The 23,934-nt window shown below is 40.1% G+C and carries 33 protein-coding genes; 26 read left to right on the top strand and 7 right to left on the bottom strand.

Annotation, left to right across the window (positions count from 1 at the left end):
- Positions 1-297: 297 nt before the first annotated feature.
- From ACK1LH_RS13660 to ACK1LH_RS13640, 5 genes are all read left to right on the top strand, one after another.
- Positions 298-966 (top strand): DNA alkylation repair protein, encoded by a 669-nt coding sequence (locus ACK1LH_RS13660; protein ID WP_411333387.1) that lies wholly within the window; start codon positions 298-300, stop codon positions 964-966.
- 378 nt (positions 967-1,344) lie between these two features.
- A complete protein-coding gene (locus ACK1LH_RS13655) occupies positions 1,345-1,848 on the top strand; it encodes a hypothetical protein (RefSeq protein ID WP_411333386.1) in 504 nt (167 codons plus the stop codon).
- 108 nt (positions 1,849-1,956) lie between these two features.
- Positions 1,957-3,066, top strand: a complete 1,110-nt coding sequence (locus tag ACK1LH_RS13650) for an ATP-binding protein (RefSeq protein WP_411333385.1) — start codon at positions 1,957-1,959, stop codon at positions 3,064-3,066.
- Entirely contained in the window at positions 3,044-3,733 is a 690-nt protein-coding gene (locus tag ACK1LH_RS13645; RefSeq protein ID WP_411333384.1) for a response regulator transcription factor, read from the top strand. Before ACK1LH_RS13650 ends, ACK1LH_RS13645 begins: the two co-directional genes overlap by 23 nt.
- 146 nt (positions 3,734-3,879) lie before the next feature.
- Positions 3,880-4,257 (top strand): VOC family protein, encoded by a 378-nt coding sequence (locus tag ACK1LH_RS13640; RefSeq protein WP_411333383.1) that lies wholly within the window; start codon positions 3,880-3,882, stop codon positions 4,255-4,257.
- A 195-nt stretch (positions 4,258-4,452) separates the two neighbouring features.
- On the opposite strand, the gene ACK1LH_RS13635 is transcribed toward ACK1LH_RS13640, so the two are convergent.
- Positions 4,453-5,688 carry an IS110 family transposase gene (locus tag ACK1LH_RS13635; protein WP_411333382.1) on the bottom strand — a complete coding sequence of 412 codons (1,236 nt, stop codon included), beginning with the start codon at positions 5,686-5,688 and terminating at the stop codon, positions 4,453-4,455.
- 344 nt (positions 5,689-6,032) lie between these two features.
- Here ACK1LH_RS13635 and ACK1LH_RS13630 point away from each other — a divergent pair, with 344 nt between their 5' ends.
- The 4 genes from ACK1LH_RS13630 (at position 6,033) to ACK1LH_RS13615 (ending at position 8,680) form a co-directional block, all read left to right on the top strand.
- Positions 6,033-6,461: an HIT family protein gene (locus tag ACK1LH_RS13630; protein WP_282032831.1), complete on the top strand. Its 429-nt coding sequence runs from the start codon at positions 6,033-6,035 to the stop codon at positions 6,459-6,461.
- A gap of 313 nt (positions 6,462-6,774) precedes the next feature.
- Positions 6,775-7,314: a GNAT family N-acetyltransferase gene (locus tag ACK1LH_RS13625; RefSeq protein ID WP_282032830.1), complete on the top strand. Its 540-nt coding sequence runs from the start codon at positions 6,775-6,777 to the stop codon at positions 7,312-7,314.
- A gap of 257 nt (positions 7,315-7,571) precedes the next feature.
- A complete protein-coding gene (locus ACK1LH_RS13620) occupies positions 7,572-8,234 on the top strand; it encodes a hypothetical protein (protein ID WP_282032829.1) in 663 nt (220 codons plus the stop codon).
- A gap of 56 nt (positions 8,235-8,290) precedes the next feature.
- On the top strand, positions 8,291-8,680 hold the full coding sequence (locus ACK1LH_RS13615; RefSeq protein WP_411333381.1) for a VOC family protein: 390 nt from the start codon (positions 8,291-8,293) through the stop codon (positions 8,678-8,680).
- 94 nt (positions 8,681-8,774) lie between these two features.
- Here the strand turns inward: ACK1LH_RS13615 and ACK1LH_RS13610 are convergent, their stop codons facing one another.
- The 3 genes from ACK1LH_RS13610 to ACK1LH_RS13600 form a co-directional block, all read right to left on the bottom strand.
- Positions 8,775-9,773 carry an HAAS signaling domain-containing protein gene (locus ACK1LH_RS13610; RefSeq protein WP_282032827.1) on the bottom strand — a complete coding sequence of 333 codons (999 nt, stop codon included), beginning with the start codon at positions 9,771-9,773 and terminating at the stop codon, positions 8,775-8,777.
- The gene (locus tag ACK1LH_RS13605; RefSeq protein WP_411333379.1) at positions 9,760-10,107 is read right to left on the bottom strand and encodes a PadR family transcriptional regulator; all 348 of its coding nucleotides are present in this window, start codon (positions 10,105-10,107) and stop codon (positions 9,760-9,762) included. The genes ACK1LH_RS13610 and ACK1LH_RS13605 overlap by 14 nt, the downstream gene beginning before the upstream one ends.
- 217 nt (positions 10,108-10,324) lie before the next feature.
- Positions 10,325-11,110: a GNAT family N-acetyltransferase gene (locus tag ACK1LH_RS13600; protein WP_411333377.1), complete on the bottom strand. Its 786-nt coding sequence runs from the start codon at positions 11,108-11,110 to the stop codon at positions 10,325-10,327.
- A gap of 151 nt (positions 11,111-11,261) precedes the next feature.
- Here ACK1LH_RS13600 and ACK1LH_RS13595 point away from each other — a divergent pair, with 151 nt between their 5' ends.
- Positions 11,262-11,696 (top strand): GNAT family N-acetyltransferase, encoded by a 435-nt coding sequence (locus ACK1LH_RS13595; RefSeq protein WP_411333375.1) that lies wholly within the window; start codon positions 11,262-11,264, stop codon positions 11,694-11,696.
- A gap of 41 nt (positions 11,697-11,737) precedes the next feature.
- Here ACK1LH_RS13595 and ACK1LH_RS13590 read toward each other — a convergent pair whose 3' ends face one another.
- The gene (locus tag ACK1LH_RS13590) at positions 11,738-12,127 is read right to left on the bottom strand and encodes an RDD family protein (RefSeq protein ID WP_411333373.1); all 390 of its coding nucleotides are present in this window, start codon (positions 12,125-12,127) and stop codon (positions 11,738-11,740) included.
- Positions 12,128-12,308: 181 nt separating this feature from the next.
- On the opposite strand from ACK1LH_RS13590, the gene rnz reads away from it, so the two are divergent.
- The 10 genes from rnz (at position 12,309) to ACK1LH_RS13540 (ending at position 19,393) form a co-directional block, all read left to right on the top strand.
- Positions 12,309-13,238 (top strand): ribonuclease Z, encoded by a 930-nt coding sequence (gene rnz / locus ACK1LH_RS13585; protein ID WP_411333371.1) that lies wholly within the window; start codon positions 12,309-12,311, stop codon positions 13,236-13,238.
- Complete coding sequence (locus tag ACK1LH_RS13580; RefSeq protein ID WP_411333369.1) at positions 13,228-13,773, top strand: histidine phosphatase family protein; 546 nt, start codon at positions 13,228-13,230, stop codon at positions 13,771-13,773. Before rnz ends, ACK1LH_RS13580 begins: the two co-directional genes overlap by 11 nt.
- Positions 13,774-13,848: 75 nt before the next feature.
- Positions 13,849-13,998, top strand: a complete 150-nt coding sequence (gene rpmG, locus ACK1LH_RS13575; protein WP_029279966.1) for a 50S ribosomal protein L33 — start codon at positions 13,849-13,851, stop codon at positions 13,996-13,998.
- Positions 13,999-14,156: 158 nt separating this feature from the next.
- Positions 14,157-14,705 (top strand): hypothetical protein, encoded by a 549-nt coding sequence (locus ACK1LH_RS13570; RefSeq protein ID WP_203287861.1) that lies wholly within the window; start codon positions 14,157-14,159, stop codon positions 14,703-14,705.
- A 119-nt stretch (positions 14,706-14,824) separates the two neighbouring features.
- A complete protein-coding gene (gene nei, locus ACK1LH_RS13565; RefSeq protein ID WP_411333366.1) occupies positions 14,825-15,652 on the top strand; it encodes an endonuclease VIII in 828 nt (275 codons plus the stop codon).
- A gap of 146 nt (positions 15,653-15,798) precedes the next feature.
- On the top strand, positions 15,799-16,188 hold the full coding sequence (locus ACK1LH_RS13560; RefSeq protein WP_411333364.1) for a hypothetical protein: 390 nt from the start codon (positions 15,799-15,801) through the stop codon (positions 16,186-16,188).
- 163 nt (positions 16,189-16,351) lie between these two features.
- On the top strand, positions 16,352-16,564 hold the full coding sequence (locus ACK1LH_RS13555; protein ID WP_411333362.1) for a DUF4017 family protein: 213 nt from the start codon (positions 16,352-16,354) through the stop codon (positions 16,562-16,564).
- Positions 16,565-16,909: 345 nt separating this feature from the next.
- On the top strand, positions 16,910-17,731 hold the full coding sequence (locus tag ACK1LH_RS13550; protein WP_411333360.1) for a CbrC family protein: 822 nt from the start codon (positions 16,910-16,912) through the stop codon (positions 17,729-17,731).
- A gap of 63 nt (positions 17,732-17,794) precedes the next feature.
- On the top strand, positions 17,795-18,586 hold the full coding sequence (locus tag ACK1LH_RS13545) for a phosphotransferase (RefSeq protein ID WP_411333358.1): 792 nt from the start codon (positions 17,795-17,797) through the stop codon (positions 18,584-18,586).
- Positions 18,587-18,685: 99 nt separating this feature from the next.
- The gene (locus ACK1LH_RS13540; RefSeq protein WP_411335101.1) at positions 18,686-19,393 is read left to right on the top strand and encodes a DNA alkylation repair protein; all 708 of its coding nucleotides are present in this window, start codon (positions 18,686-18,688) and stop codon (positions 19,391-19,393) included.
- Positions 19,394-19,473: 80 nt separating this feature from the next.
- On the opposite strand, the gene ACK1LH_RS13535 is transcribed toward ACK1LH_RS13540, so the two are convergent.
- Positions 19,474-20,268 (bottom strand): phosphatidylserine decarboxylase, encoded by a 795-nt coding sequence (locus ACK1LH_RS13535; RefSeq protein ID WP_411333356.1) that lies wholly within the window; start codon positions 20,266-20,268, stop codon positions 19,474-19,476.
- Between the two features lie 2 nt (positions 20,269-20,270).
- The gene (locus ACK1LH_RS13530) at positions 20,271-20,819 is read right to left on the bottom strand and encodes a helix-turn-helix domain-containing protein (RefSeq protein ID WP_411333354.1); all 549 of its coding nucleotides are present in this window, start codon (positions 20,817-20,819) and stop codon (positions 20,271-20,273) included.
- A gap of 257 nt (positions 20,820-21,076) precedes the next feature.
- On the opposite strand from ACK1LH_RS13530, the gene ACK1LH_RS13525 reads away from it, so the two are divergent.
- The 6 genes from ACK1LH_RS13525 to ACK1LH_RS13500 are packed head-to-tail and all read left to right on the top strand — an operon-like array spanning position 21,077 to position 23,923.
- Positions 21,077-21,223, top strand: a complete 147-nt coding sequence (locus ACK1LH_RS13525) for a hypothetical protein (protein ID WP_320155998.1) — start codon at positions 21,077-21,079, stop codon at positions 21,221-21,223.
- A 29-nt stretch (positions 21,224-21,252) separates the two neighbouring features.
- A complete protein-coding gene (locus ACK1LH_RS13520) occupies positions 21,253-21,939 on the top strand; it encodes a uridine kinase (RefSeq protein WP_411333352.1) in 687 nt (228 codons plus the stop codon).
- Positions 21,917-22,423: a GrpB family protein gene (locus ACK1LH_RS13515; RefSeq protein ID WP_411333350.1), complete on the top strand. Its 507-nt coding sequence runs from the start codon at positions 21,917-21,919 to the stop codon at positions 22,421-22,423. Before ACK1LH_RS13520 ends, ACK1LH_RS13515 begins: the two co-directional genes overlap by 23 nt.
- Positions 22,424-22,474: 51 nt before the next feature.
- On the top strand, positions 22,475-22,858 hold the full coding sequence (locus tag ACK1LH_RS13510) for a DUF2750 domain-containing protein (RefSeq protein ID WP_411333348.1): 384 nt from the start codon (positions 22,475-22,477) through the stop codon (positions 22,856-22,858).
- Positions 22,859-23,338, top strand: a complete 480-nt coding sequence (locus tag ACK1LH_RS13505) for a DUF5063 domain-containing protein (RefSeq protein ID WP_411333347.1) — start codon at positions 22,859-22,861, stop codon at positions 23,336-23,338. It begins immediately after the preceding gene.
- Between the two features lie 51 nt (positions 23,339-23,389).
- Complete coding sequence (locus ACK1LH_RS13500) at positions 23,390-23,923, top strand: ClbS/DfsB family four-helix bundle protein (protein ID WP_411333346.1); 534 nt, start codon at positions 23,390-23,392, stop codon at positions 23,921-23,923.
- The last annotated feature ends 11 nt before the right edge of the window (positions 23,924-23,934 follow it).

Below are 23,934 nucleotides of genomic sequence, written 5' to 3'. Positions count from 1 at the left end.
TTTCAGCTTCAATGTATGATAGTTATTTCTAATAGTACCATGTATTTACAACAATAATTGATGGAACTTTAATTAATCTTGTTTGTTACTTTCAGAAATTGAAAAATTTCTATCCAATTATAAGTATGTAAATGTTATTACTACATTAGAGAGGTTAATCCTATATATGCTACTATATTAAAAAAGGTAAACTTTGGAGGTACATCCTGTAATAAGTTTTTTAATGACTTTAAGTTCTTGATCGATCGCGTCAAGGACATATTATGAAACATTGCTTTAATAAAGGAGTTGTATATAATGAATGAAAAAAAAGATACAGATTTAAAACGCTCATCAAAAGCAGAAGACATTCTCTCTCAAATCAATACTAAAACTAAGCTAGGCGACTTGCGAAAAATCGCGAAGGACATTAAAAAAGATCACGAACTAGCTATGGAACTTTGGGCAACCGGAGAGTTTTTGCCCAGACTACTGGCAATCTTACTTATGGACAAAAAACTTCTTTCGCAAGATGTGTTAAATAAGCTTGATAAGGATATGCAGATTCACACCTTTGATGAGAGAAATAACTTAATGGATTGGTTAATGGCCAATCAGCTCACTAAAGACAAGAAGAACATTGCATTGATGGAGTCATGGGTAAATAGTCCTCCTTCTCTTCAAAGGCGAGCTTTCTGGTATTATCAAGCGCGATTGAGATGGACTGGACAGACACCGCCTGATAACACTGCAGAGTTACTATCTGCAATAGAAGCTGCTATTGCGCAGGAAGAGCCGGAAGTTCAATGGGCTATGAATTTCACCGCAGGCTGGATAGGCATTTATGATGAAAAGTATCGAGCACGTTGTATTAAACTTGGTGAGAAAACGGGTCTTTACAAAGATGAAATGGTATCTAAGGGATGTACTCCCAATTATTTGCCGGAGTTCATTACGATTGAAGTTAACAAAAGAATGAATAATTAGATAGAACTAACTGATAAATTCATAAGGTTTTGATTTTAAAACAAAGGAATTCAAAGCATAAATATGGACAGGATCTGAAAGTAAGCTTCCAGATCCTTTTTGCTTTGCTTGGAGCAGCACTAATGCTGGACGCTCTAAAGCCTGGATTGTTTCTTGCTGGTCACAAGGTATTCCTGAAATTCAGCAGCAGGTGAAAATAGAATCGAAATATTTCTTTGAAACTGTAGTAGAAGGTGAACCATCATTGCATTTTATCGTTTATGGCATTTAATAATTATTTAATAACTACATAAGAAATCATTTCGAATTGTTCCTTACAATGAGTTCTAGTCAGCTGATAAGGCGACGAAAACTATTGATTGAAAAGGAGTTTTTCGAATGGCAAAAAAAGCAGGTTATTACTCGGTTTTATCTCATCTTTGGATTCAGTGGATCATGTTGGGGGGCATCTTGCTTAATACGTTTATGGTCTATCCGAATATTTTTCATAACGTACCGGAAACATTGGAATCAACGATGGATTGGATGGAAGTCGCTAGTCCCCATACTTATTTTCCGCCATTGGGATTTGCAAGTATCTTGACTGGCGTTCTGGCAGGGATTTTTGTGTGGAAAGTGAAACCGGCAAGAAAGTGGGTACTCTTTAGCCTGCTGGCCATCCTATTAGAAGGGGCAGCTTCCATTCTTTTTGAGTGGCCCCGGAATGAGATTATGTTTATTGAAGGTGCTGACGTTCATTCTGCAGAATTTCTAAAGCAAACGGTGAAGGAATTTAAGATCGTACATTGGTTCAGGGTTATGTGCAATATATTTGGATCACTGTTCATCTTCGTAGGATTTATTAAGTTTGATCGTTTTATGACAGCAAAAGGAAATAACTAAATCATATAAACGGTGCCGGACAGTCCGTTTTTGTGAAAGTGGAGCAGCGTCCGGCTTTACCGATACTTACACTGAAGATATGAGTGTGAAAGAGGAGGTGACGTGAAGGTGTCCATAAAGAAAAGACTGATATTATCTAATATCGGTATGGTTGTCATCCCAATTCTTGCTTTAATCATTGTCGAACTCGCTGCCGGGTATTTGTTTTTTTATGTGCTCGAAAGAAATCCGGAAGGGGAGGACATGCAAGTCTTTCAAACCTTTCGTTTCGCAGCCATGATTGTGATACTGGCCACCACTAGTTGCATCCTGACCTATTCTATTTCCAGGAGTATCCTTAATCCAATTGAGAGATTATCCGAGACGGCGAAAAAGATCAGTGAAGGCGACCTTGATCACAGCTGTGCTTCAGATCAGAAGCATGAATTGGGGCAGCTGTCCAATACCTTTGAAGACATGCGGTTGAAACTAAAGAAAGCAGCAGCGGTTCAACAACAGTACGAGCTGAGCAGACAGGAGCTCATAGCCAGCATTTCGCATGATCTAAAGACTCCCTTAACCTCGATAAAGGGTTATGTGAGCGGTATTCAGGATGGAGTGGCGGGCACTCCAGAGAAACTGAACCGCTATCTTTCCAAAATTGAAAAAAACGCTCATGAGATGGATGTTCTCATTGATGAACTGTTTCTCTATTCCAAGCTGGACCTTGAAGAAATTCCATTTGCGTTTGAAAACGTTAAACTGGACGATTATTTTCATGATTTCATTGACGAACTTTCGTTAACACTTGAACAGGAACAGGGGAAAGCAGTTCTGAGCTATGATCCTCTTCAATCTTATATCGTGGAAGCGGACAGGGAAAAATTAAACAGAGTCGTCATGAATATCAGCCAAAACAGTCTGAAGTACATGGATAAATCAGTGAAAGACATCCAGATTATCCTGAGTGGAAGGGAAAAGGAGGTCCAGGTGGAAATCAAAGATAATGGGAGCGGAATCCGGAAAAAGGATATTGACCATATTTTTGACAGCTTCTACCGGACAGATGAATCGAGAAATTCTTCTACTGGGGGCACCGGTCTGGGACTGTCTATAGCAAAGAAAATCATTGAAAAACACGGAGGGGAAATTTGGGCAGAGAGTGAACCGGGAGTGGGAACGAGTATTTATTTTACACTGAAAAAGGTGAATCAGCGTGAAGAAAATATTGATAATTGAAGACGAGACGGATATTGCTGAACTGGAAAGGGATTATTTAGAAGTGAATGGATTTGACAGCGATATCGCTTTGAACGGGGAGGAAGGGCTGCGTATGGCAAGGACTCATTCGTACAATCTCATATTGCTTGATTTAATGCTGCCGGGGATGGATGGGCTCGAGTTATGCAAAAAACTTCGGGACCTTCTGGATATTCCGATTCTCATGGTGACCGCCAGAAAAGAAGACATTGATAAAATCAGGGGCTTCGACCGCGGGGCAGATGATTATATTGTAAAGCCCTTCACACCAAGTGAACTGGTTGCTCGAGTAAAAGCGCATATTTCAAGATATGACCGGTTAATCAAGCGGGATTCCCTGAAAAATGAAATTGAGATTAAAAACTTGAGGGTGGATCTCGATTCCCGGAGAGTATACGTCGATCATGAAGAAAAAACATTTACCGCAAAAGAGTTCGATTTATTGGTGTTCATGGCGACTCATCCTGAAAGGGTCTTCACGAAGGAACACCTATTCGAGAGGATCTGGGGATATGACTCTCTTGGAGACATTACGACGGTCACTGTGCACATCAGGAAAATCCGGGAGAAGATTGAGCAGGATCCATCTGTGCCTAAATTGATTGAAACCATTTGGGGCGTAGGCTATAGATTTAAAAAGGAATAGTAAGGAAACATCGCGAGATTTCTTTAATAATGGGAGGCGGCTCATTTCTGATCGGTGAAGGATTCATGAGCATCTTTCTCGAATTAATAATTAGTAGTGTATTATCTGGCAAATAGCATTTAACTTAACTAAATGGAGTGAAGAAAATGATGAAAAGTCTGGGTCAAGTGATGGTATATGTTAAAGATCAAGATCAAGCGAAGAATTTTTGGGTGGAAAAAATAGGTTTTACCGTCATTGCAGAAGAAGATAACAAACAAGGCATGAGATGGATTGAAGTAGCTCCTAAAGCGGGAGGAACAAGTATCGTGCTACATAATAAAGACTTCATTGCTCAAATGGAACCTGAATTGAATCTCGGTACTCCTTCTCTCATGTTCTTTACAGACAACGTGGACCGTTTGTATGACGATTTAAAGAATAAAGGTGTGAAGGTCGGTGAGATTGTAGACTTACCGTCCGGAAAACTATTCAACTTTGCCGATGATGAAGATCATTATTTTGCCGTTCAGGAAAGGCAGTAATGAAAAGTTAGGCGAGGGGGATAGAGTTAGTGGAGTTCTTGAAAAGAAACTAATCAATTAAACCAGCTAATAGTTTGTCAAGAATTATCATTAAAAAAGCTAAATAAAATATGTTAGACTAAAATTGTGCAAGCCAAATAACCCTCCAAAGTATTGGGTTTGGAAGGTTTTGTCTAATGTGGTTTTGTTTAGATCTTACTCTATATCTTGGAAAGCCACTTTATTGGTTAACATCGCAAATATCCATCTTAAAAGCTTGTTTACACAGGCAATTATGGCTACTTTGTATGGTTTGCCTTCTTCTCGTTTCTTGTCGTAAAACGCTCGTAATCTCTTGTTGCGAGGGATGATTTCATCACTCGTTTTCTGTCTGCGGCAATCACGAATGGCACATTTTACAGCCATAAACAATGCTTGGTGAAGTCTGCTGGATCCTCTTTTGGTTATGCGGTTCATAGTGGCTCTGAATTTGCCAGATTCAAAGACACTTGGGTCAACTCCAGCGAACGCCACAAGTTTTTGAGGGGCACTGAATCGTTCAATTTCTCCAATTTCAGAGATAATCGTTGCCGCGATTTTTTCTCCAATGCCAGGAATTGATTGAATGATTTCATATTCTTCTACTTCTTTAGCGAGAGCATCTATTTCAGCTGCCAACTTTGATAGATGCTCTTTGTACTGAAGAAGCAGATCAATGTACATATGCAGGCTTAGAATGTGGCTATGGTAAAGGGTTTTTTGAAATGGATTTCGGATTGCAGCCTCTTTGAGCTTTGCGGCTTTTTCTTCCGCCCATTTTCTGGACCGGCTATTACAAAATTCAGCTATAGTACTTGCCAGAGCCTCTTCCTCGGTGTTTAGGATTTCTTCAGAAGATGAAAATCTCCTTAATGTGAGGAGAGAGACGACAGAATATAGGCTGCCAAATACCACCTTGTATTCAGGGAATAACTGATCCAAAAGAGCGTGGAATTGCAGCTTAGCCTGTACTTGTAAGTCCGTTATATTTTCGTGTTGGCGAGTAAGGTTCCTAAGGTTTAAGAGCTGAATGCCTCGCTTTTTATATGGCTCCAATTCTTCTTTGTAATACAACTCACAAAGGTGATAGGCATCGATGGCATCTGTTTTGACCTTACGCAGACTCGAGCTTTTCGCTTTATAAGAAACGAGTGGGTTCACGATGATTAGCAGGTAATCACGTTCTTCTAAATAGTGAACGACCGGAAGGTGATAGTGTCCGGTTGATTCCATCACAACAGGAGGTTTTTTGCCTGTCAGTTCTCTCATTTCCTCCAGATAATCAACAAGGCAGTCAAGGCCCTCGATAGTATGAGATACACTGAAACTTTTGCGATGTGGCTTTCCTTTTTCTAAAAATGCTTGAACCTGGCTTTCGCCTTTTGATACATCCAGACCAACGACTGGATTCATTCCAACATCTCCTCCTCTGATCTTAATTGCCGGTAACCCCTAAGTCTCCTTGCAGTGTTATAGCTTCGCTTGTTATACGAGATCATTGTCTCAACCAGCCTCAATCATATTTCTACAAGTAGGGGGCGAACAGTTTAATGGACGGGATCAAGTCCCACGGGGGCGTCCGTTCTACCCCGGCTACCGCAATCATATATCGATATAAAAAATGGTCAACCAGAAATATCTGGCTGACCTTATAATACGAATAGGGGGCGATTACCCAAGAAGGGTTATCGCTCTTTATGTTGAATTCCATTAATATAGATAGAACTACACTATATTTTAAAAAAGGTGATTCATCAATGTCCGTGAATTTTGAATGTTTGGGCTGCAAACTTGCTAATAAAATGGAACCGGTTAACGTCGTGTATGAAAATGAATATATTTGCTGTTTCTTAGATATTGAACCATTTAACGAAGGTCATACGTTAATTCTTCCAAAAAAGCATTATCTAGATGTTGAGGATTTAGATATTGAAACGGCCAATGCCATAATGGATGCATCTATGAAGATTTCAAGAGCAATAAAGAAACTATTCGACCCAGACGGGATAACCATTTGCCAGAATGGCGGAAAATTTAATGATTTAAATCATTACCATATGCATGTTATCCCAAGGTTTGAAGGTGAAGCTTTCTATTATGAAGAACAAAAAGATAATGAAAAAGTAAAGAATGAATTTCTAGAAACCAAATTCAAATTAAACAAGCTAATAGAATTACAATCTTAAGCTATTGCCTGCGATCGCTGCAGTTTTATCGATTTTTATAATAAAGAATCGAACAGAATTCTTTTATAGGATCGATGGAATTTGATACAGGAAACGCAAGAATAGTCACTCTTGAAGAAATGATAGAGATTGTTGATTCCCTTGCTTCAATTTAGGATTTACCTCAGGGATGGATTGCGGAGAGAGACAAAAAAAAAGGCATTCGTAAAAAACGATAACATTACTTTTACTTCGGTCCGATTGCAGCGGATTTTTAAATTTAAATTGCTGCACTATTAACTCATGTATTTGTAAATAAAAGTGAGGGAAATGTATGTTATTCCAAAATGGGAAATTAGTTGTTCGTGAACTAGAATTAAAAGATAATTATTTTTTAGCAAAATGGCTTTCAAACTCAATCGTTTTAGAATATTACGAAGGCAGGGACAATCCTTTTGATTTAGAAAAGGTTAATAAAACGTTTTATAACCGCGAGAGTGGTGTTACTCGCTGTATGATTGAATACGAAGGAGTAGAAATTGGATACATACAATATTACCTTTTAGATGAGAAGTCCAGTAAAACATACGGTTATGATGGAAAAGAAACTATTTATGGAACGGACCAATTTATTGGAGAAATTGACTATTGGAATAAAGGGATTGGAAAACTTCTTGTGAATTCAATGGTCAAATTTCTAGTAGGACAAAAACAAGCTGATAGAGTAGTCATGGACCCGCAAACCTGGAATGAGAGGGCTATTAAGTGTTATGAAAAATGTGGTTTTCAAAAGGTGAAACTTCTTCCTGAACATGAATTTCATGAGGGACAATATCGTGATTGTTGGCTGATTGAATATAAAAAATCTAGTTAGTACTTATAAAACAATCGTAGATTTAATGGAATAAGAAAGAGAACTCCTTTTTAAAGCTGGAGTTCCTTTTTTTTGTTCCCGAGTGACTGTTATGGAATTAAAGGCGCTTATGGTCATTCCTTCTGTTACGTGACTAAGTTAAACCCATTTGTACATCCAAAGTAGTATAGTCATTCCTCCAAACAGCTGAAGCCTTTTCTTTTTAAAACAAGTAAGCTGGTAATAACAGCTGAACTAATTATTGAAAGGAGATCATAATGAATTTATTTCATTATCACTGGTGGACGGACAAAGCAGAAGAGATGGAAAACTTTTACGGGAAATTAGGTTTTAAGGTCACTTTAAGAGTTGGCAGGTATAAAGATAAATTTGAAGCTTTTAACCCTCCACTGCAATGGAATGATTTTAGACATAAGGATATCAAGTTTAGAATTATCGAAATGGTAAAAGGGCAAACAAATATTACATTTGGAAATGGTATTCGTGACATTTTTGATCATTTCGGATTTTTAGTGAATTCAGCTGAATATGATCAGATCATTTATAGCGCAAAAGATCTGGTGTGGGAAGTGAATGAAGATGTACGGAGAACGTTTATCGCTACCCCTTGGAAAGTGAAAGTAGAAGTACAAAAAAGAAGAGATGTTGTTCAAGAGGAAAGTCATACGCGAATTGACCAGATGGAAATACACTTACCATTCTCTAATAACAATCCTTCATTATTCGGTACGCTTTTTGGTCAGAAAATAATTCAGAAAAACTCAGAGTTAGTCATCATTGGGAATGACGATTGGTCTATAAAATTTGTAGATTCCACTGTGACGCGTTTACATTCTGTTTCATTTAACTCGGGTCGTTTCTCTAATACAGCAGACCCGGTCAATACCTGTCTAATTGGACATGATTCAGATTACTATTAAAGCTTTTCTTTTCGAAGAGTGTAAATCATTAAATTCTAGTTATAAGGGGAAGTTAAATGAATTACGTACAAGTTCGAATAGCTAGGCCAACAAACAACTTACAGGAAATCGTTCGATTTTATGGAGAAGGATTGGGGTTGAAACAAATCGGGCAATTTCAAAATCATGAAGGTTATGACGGGGTGATGTTTGGCATGCCTGATGCATCCTACCATTTGGAATTCACTCAGCATATAGATGGAAGTCCTTGCCCAGCTCCAACAAAAGATAATTTACTTGTTTTCTATATTCCTAATAAAGATGAGATCCAGCATATACATAGCCATTTGACAACAATGGGCTACAAGACGGTCGAACCTGAAAATCCTTACTGGAAAGAGTCTGGTGTTACGATTGAAGATCCAGATGGCTGGCGTATCGTTTTAATGTGTACAAAAGGAATTTAAGTGTGGGTTTTTATAAGAATTAAAGGAACTTCTGATTTGGAAGTTCCTTTAATTTGTTCACATATAATATCCGCTCAATCGTGTCTACAAAAAATTAACGGATTCTAGCCTTGCGAAATCCATTGAACACATTGAATGCTGCAGACAGCATATAGATGATGATCGCGCTTCCTACAAGCCATGTTTGAAATTGCACAGCTGTAGTGTTAAATAAATGGCTCATATACGCAATAAATTCTTGGTTCATTACCTTTGAATTGCTTAATATGACAAGGAATACACCTGTTCCGATAAGTTCAAGAGCAGCAGTAAAGAGAGCCATTCTTTTTGTCCATTGTCCTATGATTAGTTTGTATAGAGATAACGCTATTTCGAGGGCAATGATGACGAGAACGATTGGCCAATACTGAAGCAATACTTCTTGATTCAAGGCTGGAATTAGGAATTTGAGTCCCTCATTGCCGCCTTCATAGATACCCAAAAGATGATTGGCATGAAAGTATAGGGCTGCCCAAATCGCCGTCCACATCAAATATCCAAATATTTCGGGTTTTGTAATGGCTTTTTTCTTGGGGATATAAGGAATGTTCCTCAGATCATCAGGTGTCCATTTTTTCAAACTTGCGGATAATGGCTGCTGGTCTTTTCCTTTATCTGTTCTTTCAATAATCACGAAAACAAGAGTAAGCCAGAAAAAGGTGTGGATGCTAACTTCGATCATTTTCCAAATACCGAAACCAGTTATATTTAATACGGCATCAATGATTGTTTCTCCGCGGGGAAACCCTATAACATATTCTGCTATAACCGTTATCAGGGAAATAGCAGCAGCAATAGGCAAGATCATTTTTAACAAAGAGACATACACATCAAAATAGCGCGGTCCAATTAGATGCATGGGCTGATCCCGGTATCCGCTGGCTAATGCTGCAGGATTCCCTAATTTTTCAAGAACCGCATAGGCATCTTCTTCAGTGTGACCATCGGGCAGCATATCCTCAATCGTTGACCGCAGCTCAAGGGCAATATCCTGTCGGTTTTTTTCAGGCAGTCTGCGAGTGACTTCATATATATAAACCTCAATCACATTCATCTTCGTTCTCTCCTTTTACCAAACGATAAAGTTCTTTCGTATTTTTAAGCCATTCTTGTTTCAGCGTCAAAAAGATTTCCAGTCCATAATCGCTTAATACGTAATATTTGCGCGGCCTGCTTTCGGAAGTATCCCAGCTGCTTGTGACTAATTCCTGTTTTTCTAAACGCCGAAGCAATGGATATAAGGTGCTTTGATCGATGGTAATGCCTGATTCCTCCAATAACTGAACAAGTGAATATCCATACTGGGGTGTCCACAATTGACTTAAAACGGCCAACGTCAGCGTTCCTCGCCTAAGCTCTGTCGATAATGAATTCAATAAAGTGCTCATTCACCCACCTCGTTTTTACATACTGTATGACTTACACTATTTGTCTTATGCTATGTGTCATCCACTATTGTGGTGACAGTAATAATGGAAAATAGGTAATTGATTTAAGTGAAAAAACATTTTAAACCTTTGGATGCTGCATGAAATGAAAAAAGCGCTGATCCTGATATAGGAAAGCGCTTGGTGATGAAAAATATTCGGAGGCTAATGTCTAGCATCATCCCTGGATGTCTTTAATACTTCTTCCGCCTAAAAAAGCATGTCCTGTCTTCAGTTTAGCAACAGTCTTAAACCCATATTTCTGATACACTTTTTCAATTTTTTCGTTAATCGGAAATACCCAGAGCATTTCCAGGCCCTGTCTGGCGACCTCTCTTTGTATGTAATGAATCAGTTCGCCGATTAAACCTCTGCCCCTGTATTCTTTCAGAGTGGCTACGCTTTCCATCCTTGCCTGCTGACCACTGATGAAAAGACAGACTGTTGCACAGGCTTCCCCATTATAGCGGAGAATATAGTGAACAAAGCTTGGATGGTTATATTCTTCTTCAAAAGCCTTTTCCCTTACTGCTTTGCCTCCAAATTCGGTAATGCTGCACTCTATGTCCAATGCTTCGGAATAATTGTCCTTAGTGACCACTTCAATAGAAACTGCCTCATCCATTTCTTTCTCCGAAATCACTTGATCCCACAATTGGACAGGACTGATTAATTCTTCAAATCCAAATTGATTCAATTTCAGCATGTTGACCAATTCCTGTTGAGCTTCCAAGTTGTAGATGTAAAACCTTGGAATGATTTTTTTAGATTGGTAGAATTTCATGACTTCATCAATAACTAGTTGAGGCTGCTCACAAACCTGATCGATATGAGCATGATTGGCATCGTAATAGGAAGGCTGATTTTCGTTGCAGAACATAGATCCCCAATCCGTGTCTGTCCTGGTAGTGAAGGTTTCCAGATAGGCAAAATCCAGTTTTAAAATATCTTGTATGTTTGTCATAGTCGTTACCCCTGTATGTTAATATAGTTGGTGAATAACCAAATTATAGCATAATGGTTTTTGATGGGGGTTAGCGCTAAAGCAGCAAAGTATAATGAGCTCATTTTTTTAGATTTGAGAACTTTTATTATGATGTTTTGGAGGATACATATTGAAAAAATATACGTATGAAAAAAACTGTCCGACACTTGAAGAATACAAATTCCTGTGCGAATCGGTGGGATGGACCGAGCATATGAATTTTGAAGTCGCAGAAACATCTTTAAAGAATTCTATTTTCGGGGTTACCGTAAAAGATCAAGACCGCATGATAGGTATGGGCAGAATTGTTGGCGATGGCGCAATCTATTTCTATATTCAAGATCTGGTGGTTCATCCGGACTATCAAAAAAGCGGTATTGGTAAAGAATTGATGAACATGCTGACCGAATATTTGAATCAGAATGCTCCGGATAAGGCGTTTGTGGGTTTGTTTGCTTCGCAGGGGAAAGGACCGTTCTATGAAAAATATGACTTTAAAGATTATTCACCAAACATGACGGGGATGTTTACTGTCATTTCAAAAAATAATAGAATGCATGAGTGAAAAGATCGGTCCGCATGGGTAGCGACCGATCTTTTTGTTTTCTACACTTCCCGAACTTCTGTCCCCGAAAAGCGATCATGTGGAAAGACGGCTCCTTCTTCGGCTTCGAACGTTTTCCGGCTTTTTATGTAATCAAGTGTACTCAATGTATCCCTGTAGCCCATGCGCTTAATAATTTGGCGGGAAGTCGGTTTTGAACCATCCTCATTTTCAAGGACCAGCCCCATTTTTTTATAGCCAACGGTTTGACCTCTTTTGCGCAGCTGTGTGTACTCAAGTGTCCACATGACGATAGTCGGTGTGATCAGCGTATGTACGGCTTCGCTTTTTACTTTTTTGCGCAGGAAATACTCAACTCCAGCTGTCACTGCGCTTGAGATTGCCAGGTCTATTAAAATCGCTTTTGTCCGTTTTTTTGTAAGTGATTTCACCGATGTTCCTCCTCAGTTTTTGTTTGCCAGTACTTATACGAATAAAGAACAAGTAAGTTTCAATTTGATGAAAAATGGTACAGCACAGATGTCTTTTCCCATCTAAACTCTTTCCAATCTTCAACTTTTCCCCGTTTTCATGTATTCTAGAGTTACTAGAAAGCGGATGAGGTGAGGCTTCATGGATTTGCTGTTTTTGGGGACAGGTGCCGGTATGCCGGCAAAAGCGAGAAATGTTACGTCTGTTGCGCTGCGGCTGCTTGAGGAGCGGCAGGCGGTGTGGCTGTTTGACTGCGGGGAGGCCACGCAGCATCAGATTTTACATACTAGCATTAAACCGAGAAAAATAGAGAAAATTTTCATTACTCATATGCACGGGGATCATATTTACGGACTTCCGGGTTTACTTGGGAGCCGCTCTTTTCAGGGAGGGGAAGAACCAATTGTCATTTATGGCCCACCCGGCATAAAAGACTATGTGGAAGCTTCTTTGAAATTAAGTTATACGCATTTAAAATATCCGCTTGAAATTGTGGAATTTGAAGACGGGACTGTTTTTGAAGACAGCCAGTTTAAAGTTGAGGCCAAAAGGTTATCGCATGGTGTTCCTTCCTACGGCTACCGGATCACGGAAAAGGATCTGCCCGGCATGCTCATGGTGGATAAGCTGAAAGAAGCGGGTGTTCAGCCCGGGCCGCTCTACAAGAAACTGAAAGATGGGGAATCGGTCATGCTTGAGGACGGACGAACCCTGCACGGGCAGGATTTTCTTGGCGCACCTAAAAAAGGAAGAGTCGTTACGATCCTTGGTGATACAAGAACATGCCCTCAAGTAGAGGAGCTCGCAGCAAATGCCGATCTCCTTGTTCATGAATCCACTTTCGGCAAGGAGGATGAACAGCTTGCGTATGAGTATTTTCATTCTTCAACGACTCAGGCCGCCAGAGCTGCTTTGAATGCAAGCGTGAAAAAACTGGTTTTGACCCATATCAGCGCCCGGTATCAGAATGAGGATCAGCATACTCTCCTAAGCGAAGCATCTGCTATTTTCCCGAATACTTCTGTTGCTGAAGATTTTTCATGTTTTGAGGTGGAGAGACATGACAGCTAAACACCTCTATTTGGTCCGCCACTGCCAGGCTCACGGTCAGGAGGTTTCTGCCTCTCTGACCGAAGCTGGGTTTCAGCAGGCTGAAAAGCTTGTTTCTTTTTTCGAAGGGAAGAAAATAGACAGGATTCTCTCCAGTCCGTTTCGCCGTGCCCTTCAAACCGCTGAGCCACTTGCTGCTGCGCGCGAACTTGAAGTGGAACGGGACGACAGACTTGCAGAGCGGGTCATGAGCGGAACAGATATGGCAGACTGGAAAGATAAATTGAAGGAAACGTTTGCTAATTTTACCCTCTCTTTCGACGGTGGAGAATCAAATGAGTCAGGCATGAAGCGGGTAAGCTTACTGCTTGGCGATCTGCTTTCAGCTGAGGAGGGGCACATCGTTTTAGTCAGTCATGGAAATCTTTCTGCGCTTTTGCTTAGATACTTTGAAGAAAGCTATGGATATGACCTCATGATGAAGATGAGCAATCCGGATGTTTTCCACATTGAATTAAATGATGGAGAAACAAAGATTTGCCGGATATGGAGTTGACAACTTAGGGCAGAGAAGATAGAATGTTCTTATCAAATCGTAACTATTACGTTTTAATTTTTAGGAGGAACAATCATGAGAGTCAACGTTACACTTCAATGCACAGAGTCAGGGGACCGCAATTACATTACAACTAAGAACAAGCGCAACAATCCTGACCGTCTGGAGCTGAAAAAATATTCTCCGCGCCTTAAAAAAGTAACGGTGCACCGCGAAACAAAGTAAGAATTCACAGGGAACTCATCGGAATTTGATGAAGTTCCTTTTTTCTTGCCCGGAATTAGCGAAATCCCTCGTATGATTTCTCCTTGACTCAAAAGGAATACAGCACAAAGACCTAGAATATAAAAAGGTAAGAAGACAGAAAGAGAAGGGGGAATAGGATGAATAAATACCGCATTTATTTAGGCTTGTTCATTTGTTTTGGCCTGGCATTTGTGATCTGGTCCATGACAGAAATCTCTCACTCCTACGACGAACCCCTTGAAGCTCTCAAACAGACGAAGCAGGATATGGAAGTCATCATTCCAGCCTACAATATCAACGACGAAGCCCTCTATTTCTTCATCGATGAAAACGATCAGCTCGGTACGGCATTTATGAAACAAGGTATTTACGGGTGGAAGACAGGCGCAATATCAGCAAGCCCCCAGCAGGAAATGAAGGCCGATCAAAAACTCATCGATTACCATGTGTATGATAATTCCATGATTTACGGCCTTATATCCGATGCCGAAGGGTCACTTGAAGTGAATATAAACGGAGCACCGGCACGCACCCTTGAAATCGGTGTCATGCTTGAACAGGAAGTAGCGCAAAAACATAATCTCCAGGATAAAATCCTCTGGTATTACCAGCAGAAAGATCTGATGCCAGAAGGCGTGAAAACGCTGAAAAACAGTGTCATTGTTCTGAATAAAAAAGGATTTTAATGCTGAAGCTCTAAGGCTTCTTTTTTTTTGCCTGCATATTGACTGGTTTTGAAGGCCGCTGCATGAGGGTACACTTCATGACAAAAGATATTTTACAAAGTAGAAAGGAGTGCTGCTGAATGCCAGAAGGGCCGGAAATCCGGCGTGCAGCCGACCAGATTGAAAAAGCTCTTCTTCCGCTGCCGGTAGGAGAGGTGTCCTTTGCATTTGACCATCTAAAAGATTATGAACCTCTGTTTGAAGGAGCACGTGTAGAAAAAGTCGAGACAAAGGGCAAAGCCATGCTGATCCGCTTCAACAACGGCTACACCATCTATTCCCACAACCAGCTGTACGGAAAATGGGTCGTCCGCAATGCTTATACATATCCAAAAACAAACCGGATCCTCAGACTCGCCATTCATAACGAGAAAAAGTCGGCATTACTTTACAGCGCCTCTGACATTGAGGTTCTCAGAGACAGTGAAGTGCCGGCTCATCCGTTCATCTGCAAGGCAGGTCCTGATGTACTGAACGACGACATCACGCCTGAGGATCTATTTTCCCGTTTCATGGACAAGCGCTTTTTCCGGAGAAGATGGTCAGCTCTGCTTTTAGATCAGGGATTTGTCGCCGGAATCGGAAACTACCTGCGAAGCGAAATCCTGTATGTGTCAGAAATCCATCCGGACATGCGTCCCGTCGACTGCACAGAGGAACAGCTCCGCGCAGCCGCTGAAGCCATCATCAGCATCACAGTTCAATCTTACAGGCACAAAGGAATCACAAACGACCTGGAGCTTGCCGAAAAACTAAAAAAACAGGGTGAAAAGAGATCCCAGTACCGCCATTGGGTTTTCAACCGCGAAGGAAGGCCCTGCCGCAAAGATGGAACGGAAATTGTGAAGATCATCGCTTCGTCCAGGCGGCTGTATTACTGCCCGGAGTGTCAGAAAAGAGGAGAATGACTGGAGAAAACGGGTGTTTTCTGTAGCATAATAAACCGGTTCACAGGATGCGAAACAAGCATCCTGTTTTTATATTGTGTTTTGTTCAGCTGTGATAAAATGGAAATGCAGCATCGCTCAAATCTAAAGCTAAGCGGGTGAGTGAGATGAAAGTTCACCAAAAGGATTTTTCAGAAGCTTTATTAACCAAGATCATAACGGCTGAAACCGCAATGAAGAGACTGATAGAAAGGTTGCTGGTGAAAAATAAATCTGTTTTTGCAGAAAAGAAACTGGATCTTCATGGCGAGTTTTCTAAAGAAGGAAACGACCCTTTTACACCTGATTACAGTTCTTCTGTATGGGTGGGCGTTTCTGAAGAAAACGGGGAACTTATTGATTTACATACAATTAAAATATGGGAGTGCCATCGGTCTTTTTTAGGACTGACTACCTTAAAGAAGATTCCCGGGAGTACCATAAGTGGTGAGCTGCTTGATGAATCGGTTGAAGAAGTTGAGAGTGAGTTAGTAGAGTATTTGAAAGATTTTTTATAAGAGTACCCGCCCATTATATAAAAAATCCGAGTGCAGGGCACACTCGTGAAAACGGGGCGGACAATCAAAGGCTTCCATACGGCGAAATAATTACTAATATTTACAAAAAATAATTTCCATTTACGTCCATTTAGTGTAAAATTACACTAAAGGAGGATGTGAAATGAAATTTTTAGAAATAATTATGCCGCCAGTGGTGGTGTATCTTGTGATTTGCTTCATTGGACTTCTTTTGCCGCCAGGGGGACCGGAGGGGTCAGGATATGATACAAAGAGCTGGTCTTTGTTTGTCATTCAGATTTATGCAATTCCGGGATTTTTGATTGCTCTGATGGTTTCGTTTTTTTCGAACAGAAAGAAGAAGACTGCTGGCTAAAAGGGATTTTAGGCGAAGAACAGAAAGCATATATTAATAGAAAATCCTGAAAGATTTTACCGAAGCGTGAGTCCCAAGAAGGGTTCATGCTTTTTTTTGTTGAATACACTCTTGAAACAACTGAAGGCTGGAGGACAAGGGGATTGAGGATTATTGAACTGCTTGGCATTTTACCGCATTTTATGTAATCAGGTATTTTTCTGATTCTGGATATAAGAAAAGAAAAATGAAATGGGTTGTATCTGATATTCTAATTACAGCTCTTCTAGCTTTAATTGTTCAGGAGATCTATATTTTCTTTTTCAATTAGTAAGGTAAAGCCGTTTGCCTAAGAAAGGAACCGATATGTCCAATTCATTTATTTTAGAAATTGATTTATCCCAGTGGCAGCAGAATCAAAAGGGGACATTCTTTTCCCGGGTGAGCCATGTCCTGCCTGCCAATGATTTTGAAAGTTTCAGAAAAGCCGTTAGTAAGAAAACAGAGGTTTACCGCGCGGAGGATTTTGAATATGATAGAATGCTTCTTATGAAAGCAATCATTGATCTGGTGAGTGCCGGTGCTGACTATACGGTTTACAAGGAAACAGAAGATCAGAAATGGACTGTCAGTCTCACAGACTTGGAAAAAGAAATCAAAGAATTTAAAACTGCACTGGGCCTTCCTCATTTTACTTATCATCCAGATGTGTATGAAAGCGGATCTTTGTCTTTTTATCATGATACATGCGAGGTATGCAGTCAGGAAGGCTATATCTTTCATGAAGGAGCATACGGAGAAGACGATTTGGATGTGATTTGTGTTCATTGCATTGCATCCGGAAGAGCCGGGGACGAGTATGAGGTTTTCTTTAATCAGCCCTATGCAGCTACATTTGACGATGATTTAAAGGTGAAGGAACTGCATATGCGGACCCCTTCCATCCGCTCCTGGCAGGAAATTTCCTGGCTAGAACACTGCCATGACTTTTGCGCTTATAAAGGAGCTTCAAACTGGCGTACTATCAGTCACCTGGAGGAGGAACTGCAGCAGGATTTACTGCTGGAAGCTGATAAGTACGATTATCAAGTAGATGAATTAAAGAAAGCTATGAACTCATACATGACCGTCCATCTTTTTGCATGTCTTCATTGCGGGAAGCATCGGATGACGACTGATATGCCATAGGGGAGAAATAATAAAGGGATAGGAAACAACCCGCAAATAATGAAAAGAAGGAGATGCCTCGTTTTGTCAAATCTTTCAAACGAAGAATTGCTCACTGGAGGCAACGTGTCCAGTGTATACCGCTCAGGACAGACAGTAAGACGGGAATGCAAGCCAAATAGCAGAAAGATTCATTCACTACTAAAACATCTGGAAGACAAAGAGTTTAAGTATGCTCCCAAATATCTTGGCATGGATGAAAAAGGAAGAGAGATTCTAACCTTTATTGAAGGCGAAGCCGGTCATTATCCGCTGAAAAAGTACATGTGGTCAGATGCGGTTTTGCAAGAAACAGCAAAAATGCTCAGGCTCTATCATGATGCTGTCAGTGATTTTCCATTCGACAGCAGCTGGAAACCGCTTGATAACACTCCTCAGCCATATGAAGTACTCTGTCATAATGATTTTGCGGTATATAACATCATTTTTAATAACCAGCGTCCAATCGGAATCATTGATTTTGATGTCGCCGGACCTGGTCCGCGAATTTGGGACATTGCGTACACTCTTTATACATGCGTTCCGCTAAGCAGATTTTATCTTTCTGAAACAGGTGAGAAGGTTTATTATCAAGCATCGGAGCATGCCAGCAGGATTAAGCGGAGAATAAACTTGTTCTTTGATTCATACGGAAAGACGTTTGAAGAAGATGTTCTGGATATCGTTCTGCTGCGAATCGAAGGCTTGTGCAAAACGATTGAAAGAGAAGCAGGTGAAGGTCATCTTGCTTTTCAGAAAATGATCGAAGAAGGCCATCTTGAACATTATCAAAAAGACCTTTCATTTATATCAAATCATAGGAATGATTGGGAATAATTCATTTTCGACATGGAAGCTAGTGAATGAACATAAATTTTTGCTCGAACAAAAACTCAAATAGAATCGTTTAAAGATATGAAAGGACGTGCAAAAACAATGGATGCCAAAACGGTTATGCAGGAGCTTGAATCCCTCGGCAAGGAACGGACAAAGAAAATGTACATGTCAAATGGGGCACAGGAACCTCTTTTTGGTGTGGCAACTGGAGCGATGAAACCAATTGCCAAGCAAATTAAAATCAATCAGGCACTCGCAGAAGAGCTGTATGCCACAGGGAATTATGATGCGATGTATTTTGCCGGGATTATTGCAGATCCAAAAGCCATGACAGAAGAGGACTTTGACCGCTGGATCGATGCAGCATATTTTTATATGATTTCGGACTATGTGGTGGCAGTGACATTATCAGAATCAGATATTGCGCAGGATGTGGCAGATAAGTGGATTGCTAGCGGGGAAGAGTTAAAAATGTCTGCAGGCTGGAGCTGCTACTGCTGGCTGCTTGGAAACCGCAAGGACCATGAATTTTCAGAAAGCAAAATTGCGGCGATGCTTAGTGAGGTCAAAAACACCATTCATGATTCGCCGGAACGAGCGAAATATGCCATGAATCAATTTGTTTACACGGTCGGGATTTCGTATATACCGCTGAGTGAAAAAGCAGTTGAAACGGCCAAGGCAATCGGAACAGTTGAAATCAGGCGGGATACGAAAAAAAGCAGTACTCTGAATGCTTTTGAAACGATCCATAAGGAACTGGATAAAGGGCGGCTTGGGTTTAAGCGGAAGTATGTTAGGTGTTAGGATTTATCTATATTTAACGATAAAAAGCAGCCATTGGCTGCTTTTTTAAGATTTTGTACATTTAATTAGACGGCGTGACATTACAGCTTCGGCATGTCACCAGCAGATTTCCATCTGCCAATTTGCTCGCCCATTTTAACAGGTCCTGTCTTTCCGGTAAATTCAAGATGTCCTTTCGGCACACAAATCACAACAGTTGAGCCGAATGAAAAGTAGCCAAATGGGTCGCCGCGGCGTACATCATGCTGATGATTTGTTCTTTCAATGGAATTTACATTTAGAGCACCGACCATTACCTGTGCAAATGGTACTCCGGCTGCGTTGAATTTCGTCACCAGGCGGTAATTTCTCGTCAGCGGGCGGAGTCCGTATTTTAAGCCGATTGTATTAACGGGAGCCGCTTCTTTCCCCAATGTATAGACGTCTTCAACCACTGCATCCATTGGGACATGAACCCGGTGGTAGTCAGTGGGGCTTAAATAAAAGATCAGCACTTGTCCGCCTGAATATACCGCAGCCTCGCTTTTAGACCCAAGCAGCTCTTCCACTGTATATTCCTGTCCCTTCACAACAAACCTGCTTTCAGGAGTCAGGTGATCAACCACCGACAACACACTGTCACTCGGGCTGACGAACGCATCCTGTTCTCCTGCAATCGGGCGGACACCCGGTTTTAATTCACGGGTGAAAAGATCGTGAAGAGACTGATAGTCTTGAAGATTTTTGCTTGCTTCCTGTAAATTTAATTTATACAGTCTTGAAAATGAACCTGTGAAAGGTTTACTGGTTTTAGACTGTGCAAACCTTTTAAGTAATCTTGCAGCCGCAGGATGGCCGTTTAATTCAAACACTTTACGATAAAAACGGGTTAACATTGTTAGTCAGCACTTCCTTTATTATTCTTGGGCTCTGGTAAAAGCATTTGAATCAGAGTAACCTTCTCGTTCTGCGAGGAAGGTTTATTGGTTATAAAACGGCTCAGGAGCTCATTCATGCTTTTAGATAAATCCTCAACTTCCTCTTTTGTGAGGTAGAGATCAATTTGGCTGTATCCAAATGGATCATTGGACAGATCGGGATTCGCAAGCAAATAACTTTTGGCCTGTCCGGTCACGTTGGATAAAAAGGTCATAAACATATTCAGATGTTCTTCACCGGACATACTTTTCAGCTCTTCCAAAGACACCACAGGATTCTGCTTTTCAATCGCATAAGTCCTCTCAACGGCGCCTCTTATTTTGCGTTCTTCTTTTACAAAAATAATCTTATTTTCCTTAAGAATATTTAAATGGCGGTAAAGAGTTGCCTGGGGAATATCGGAAATCCATTCTTTCAGCTGGCTCACTGTCGCATCATTCCTGGAGAGTTGCTGGATAATTTGCATTCGGACAGGATGCAGGATTAAATCCATCTTGGCCTTGGTCACTGTTCTCACCCTTAATTATTATTGTTATCAGTAATGATAATAGTGTAAAACAGAGAGATTGTCAAATATCGTTTAAATTAATGGATAACATTGAAAAGAAGTACTGTTATAGATTTGGATAATTATGCTAAAGTGGAGTCAGAACTTTTTTATATAGTAATTCTCCAGAATCGACTATTTAATAAGCATTTTCTCGTTCGATTAATGCTTTTCAAGAGTGACCTGAATTCTATTTTATTGAATGGGAGGTGTGAGTCATGAAGCATTTTATAGATGATTTTGCAGGAGCAATTTCTGATTTTCTCAAGGGTATCTTTAAAAGTATCTGTTACTTTTTAGCAGGAATGCTGATTGTCGGCATACCTCTTTATGGAATTGTACTTTTCATTCGCATTTTTTATTAGTTTATATACGTTACTGAAGGGTTGAAGACATGAATCAATTAACAGAGAATATCTTAAAGTGGACTGGAAGTACAAAGAAAAGAATCATAATTGGCATTTCAGGCCACGGAGCCGCTGGAAAAACAACCTTCGCAACTGAACTCTTGGCTGCACTGAATAAAAAAGATGTCAATTACCTGAATACGGATCCATACATAATTAGTTCAGGTGTTAGAAAACATGCCCGGATTGACTATAGCTATGGAAACGAAAATCACTCCTTTAAAATGACGGCCTGCCACCCAGCCGCTCATCATCTGCCTGCATTGGAAAGAGATGTGCAGATGATCAGGCAGGGTTTAGATTTTCTTACAATCGATGCACCTTACTCTAAAAGTATGTTGATTGATTCAAAGAAAAGGATATCAATTGTCGAGGGAATGGCTGTTGCTTTCACGAACCCGGAACTCTATGATTTGTACATTTATTTTTATACGGATGACGAAACAGAACTGGTCAGAAGAATGGACCGGGATGTTCTTGAACGGGGAACGGATAAAGAGTACTTGCTCTTCTCTCATAATCAGCGCCGGATACAGTACAAGTTATTTATGCATCCGTACAGCGAGCGGTTTGATATTATTATCAAGTCTACAGATAAAGGGGAAGACATAGAGAAAAATAGTTTTGAGTTTTATGGACAGGAGATGCAACATGCTCGGATTACCCAGAGGTGAAGTTTTCTTAGTACCATGGACGAACGAATGGAAAAAAGAGTTTGAAATAGAAAAGCAGCGCATTCAAGAATTGATTGGTCCTTACATCCATCGTGTTCACCATATTGGAAGTACAGCCATTGAAGGTCTTAGTGCAAAGCCTATCATTGACATAGCTGTAGAAATACATGATTTTTCAGACGGAGAAAAGTGTGCACCTGCCCTGAAGAAAATAGGTTACGCTTACAGAGGCACAAACGTTTTACCGGAAAGGCATTACTTCAATAAAGGAGAACCGAGAACACACCAGATCCATATGTACGAAACACATAATAGATACTTGGCAGAACAATTGAGATTCAGAGATTATTTGAGAGAGAACGAGCAGAAGAGAAAGGAATATGAACAGCTGAAGCTTGCATTAGCAAACTCAAATTCGAATGATAAACATAAATATGCAGATGAAAAAACGGAATTTGTTAAGGCGATTTTAGAAAAAGCATAGAATGTGACATCCTGAGTTACTTTTTGATATGGAGACATTTCGCGGTAAGGAATGATTAAAATAAATAATGCAGAAATTAACGCAGTTAATAAGCTACCATCAAATGTAAGATATGAGTATTTTATAAAAAAAGTCACTGACTATGAAGAAGTCTGGGGTTTGTTCAACGACGGCTGGGCAACTTCCAGGGATGAAGATGGGAACTTATTCATTCCGTTTTTTCCCAAAAAAGAATTTGCAGAAATCAGTGCTGTAAAAGAGTGGGCATCATATGAAGCAAGGTCAATCACCTTAGATGATTTTATTGAAAATTGGCTTACAGGCATGAAAAAGGATGGCATTAACCCATCTATTTTTCCTTTAGGAAACGAAACGACAGCGGTAAGTATAGATAATCTACTTAAGGATCTCGAAACGGAACTGGAAAACTATTAAATGAAGGCAGGTTACCTAGAGAAAATGTATGTAAAAGAAGCGGAAGCATTTTTAAACAAGGCATCAGAATACTGTCATCTGATAGAAAATTTCTCAGTATTCACTGAGTCAGATAAAGTAATCAACCTTCTTAAAACGATTTCATCATTGTACGCAGCAGCTTTGACTCTTCCAGAATCTAACCTTGCTGAAGAGGAGATTACTGCATTGCATTTTGCTTTACCGGATATCAATCTTGGAGATATGGCCAATTATTGGGCCTTGTTTGATCCATACACGGATGAAGAACCTGTCGCATGCAGTTTAAATGATGATCTTCAAGATATTTACAGAGATGTAAAGGAAGGTATTCTGCTGTTTCAAAACGATAAAAGGCCGGAAGCAACATGGCATTGGAAATTCACCTTTGAATCTCATTGGGGTCAGCATGCATTGCAGGCTATGCGTGTGCTGCATGGGGCAGTAGGGGCAGAACGATAAGTGGTTGAGAAAGAAGTGGGAACATAATTTGGCGTAAATAAGGAGGTTAGTATGACTTCGATAAGTGAGAAAGATATTCTATTGTTAAATAGCGACACGTATTTTAGTTCATTGCTCGAAATCATTGAGTCTGTTCCTGCCAGAAAAAGAACGATTTCTATTGATACTCATGAGCGAGACAAAAATTTTCGCGATGTATTGATGCATCTTTATGAATGGCATGCCATGCTTGAGAGATGGTACCGGGAAGGCATGGATGGGGATCAGCCTTTTATGCCAGCACCCGGTTATAAGTGGAGCAGTATAAAACTGCTCAACATGAAAATCTGGGAAGGGTATCAGGAAGTTACGTTAAATCAAGCCGTAAAAAAAGTGAAGTTAAGCCATGGGAGAATAATGGACTTAATCAACTTACATACAAATAAAGAAATCATGATGAAAAAATACTATAAGTGGACAAAAACAAGTAATCTTTACAGCTATTTCGAAGCAAACACGTCCAGTCATTACATTTGGGCAATAAAAAAATGCGAAGTGATTGCAGATTGTGTTCAGAAAATAGAAATGGATAAGTCTGTAAAGTAGTATTAAGAGTT

It is taken from the genome of Metabacillus indicus (assembly GCF_046603695.1).
Taxonomy (GTDB): Bacteria; Bacillota; Bacilli; order Bacillales; family Bacillaceae; genus Bacillus_P; species Bacillus_P indicus.
Note: the sequence above shows the minus strand (reverse complement) of the source record. Positions and strands in the feature narration are given on the sequence as shown.

Excerpts from the sequence above, each read along its gene's own strand:
- ACK1LH_RS13655 (WP_411333386.1), top strand. The coding sequence starts at position 1,345 with ATGGCAAAAAAAGCAGGTTATTACTCGGTTTTATCTCATCTTTGGATT.
- ACK1LH_RS13635 (WP_411333382.1), bottom strand. The coding sequence starts at position 5,688 with ATGAATCCAGTCGTTGGTCTGGATGTATCAAAAGGCGAAAGCCAGGTT.
- ACK1LH_RS13570 (WP_203287861.1), top strand. The coding sequence starts at position 14,157 with ATGAATAAATACCGCATTTATTTAGGCTTGTTCATTTGTTTTGGCCTG.
- rnz (WP_411333371.1), top strand. The coding sequence starts at position 12,309 with ATGGATTTGCTGTTTTTGGGGACAGGTGCCGGTATGCCGGCAAAAGCG.
- ACK1LH_RS13640 (WP_411333383.1), top strand. The coding sequence starts at position 3,880 with ATGATGAAAAGTCTGGGTCAAGTGATGGTATATGTTAAAGATCAAGAT.
- ACK1LH_RS13510 (WP_411333348.1), top strand. The coding sequence starts at position 22,475 with ATGATTAAAATAAATAATGCAGAAATTAACGCAGTTAATAAGCTACCA.
- rpmG (WP_029279966.1), top strand. The coding sequence starts at position 13,849 with ATGAGAGTCAACGTTACACTTCAATGCACAGAGTCAGGGGACCGCAAT.
- ACK1LH_RS13605 (WP_411333379.1), bottom strand. The coding sequence starts at position 10,107 with ATGAGCACTTTATTGAATTCATTATCGACAGAGCTTAGGCGAGGAACG.
- ACK1LH_RS13580 (WP_411333369.1), top strand. The coding sequence starts at position 13,228 with ATGACAGCTAAACACCTCTATTTGGTCCGCCACTGCCAGGCTCACGGT.
- ACK1LH_RS13560 (WP_411333364.1), top strand. The coding sequence starts at position 15,799 with ATGAAAGTTCACCAAAAGGATTTTTCAGAAGCTTTATTAACCAAGATC.
- ACK1LH_RS13535 (WP_411333356.1), bottom strand. The coding sequence starts at position 20,268 with ATGTTAACCCGTTTTTATCGTAAAGTGTTTGAATTAAACGGCCATCCT.
- ACK1LH_RS13625 (WP_282032830.1), top strand. The coding sequence starts at position 6,775 with ATGTTATTCCAAAATGGGAAATTAGTTGTTCGTGAACTAGAATTAAAA.
- nei (WP_411333366.1), top strand. The coding sequence starts at position 14,825 with ATGCCAGAAGGGCCGGAAATCCGGCGTGCAGCCGACCAGATTGAAAAA.
- ACK1LH_RS13660 (WP_411333387.1), top strand. The coding sequence starts at position 298 with ATGAATGAAAAAAAAGATACAGATTTAAAACGCTCATCAAAAGCAGAA.
- ACK1LH_RS13515 (WP_411333350.1), top strand. The coding sequence starts at position 21,917 with ATGCTCGGATTACCCAGAGGTGAAGTTTTCTTAGTACCATGGACGAAC.
- ACK1LH_RS13525 (WP_320155998.1), top strand. The coding sequence starts at position 21,077 with ATGAAGCATTTTATAGATGATTTTGCAGGAGCAATTTCTGATTTTCTC.
- ACK1LH_RS13500 (WP_411333346.1), top strand. The coding sequence starts at position 23,390 with ATGACTTCGATAAGTGAGAAAGATATTCTATTGTTAAATAGCGACACG.
- ACK1LH_RS13550 (WP_411333360.1), top strand. The coding sequence starts at position 16,910 with ATGTCCAATTCATTTATTTTAGAAATTGATTTATCCCAGTGGCAGCAG.
- ACK1LH_RS13620 (WP_282032829.1), top strand. The coding sequence starts at position 7,572 with ATGAATTTATTTCATTATCACTGGTGGACGGACAAAGCAGAAGAGATG.
- ACK1LH_RS13600 (WP_411333377.1), bottom strand. The coding sequence starts at position 11,110 with ATGACAAACATACAAGATATTTTAAAACTGGATTTTGCCTATCTGGAA.
- ACK1LH_RS13505 (WP_411333347.1), top strand. The coding sequence starts at position 22,859 with ATGAAGGCAGGTTACCTAGAGAAAATGTATGTAAAAGAAGCGGAAGCA.
- ACK1LH_RS13615 (WP_411333381.1), top strand. The coding sequence starts at position 8,291 with ATGAATTACGTACAAGTTCGAATAGCTAGGCCAACAAACAACTTACAG.
- ACK1LH_RS13555 (WP_411333362.1), top strand. The coding sequence starts at position 16,352 with ATGAAATTTTTAGAAATAATTATGCCGCCAGTGGTGGTGTATCTTGTG.
- ACK1LH_RS13540 (WP_411335101.1), top strand. The coding sequence starts at position 18,686 with ATGGATGCCAAAACGGTTATGCAGGAGCTTGAATCCCTCGGCAAGGAA.
- ACK1LH_RS13520 (WP_411333352.1), top strand. The coding sequence starts at position 21,253 with ATGAATCAATTAACAGAGAATATCTTAAAGTGGACTGGAAGTACAAAG.
- ACK1LH_RS13610 (WP_282032827.1), bottom strand. The coding sequence starts at position 9,773 with ATGAATGTGATTGAGGTTTATATATATGAAGTCACTCGCAGACTGCCT.
- ACK1LH_RS13630 (WP_282032831.1), top strand. The coding sequence starts at position 6,033 with ATGTCCGTGAATTTTGAATGTTTGGGCTGCAAACTTGCTAATAAAATG.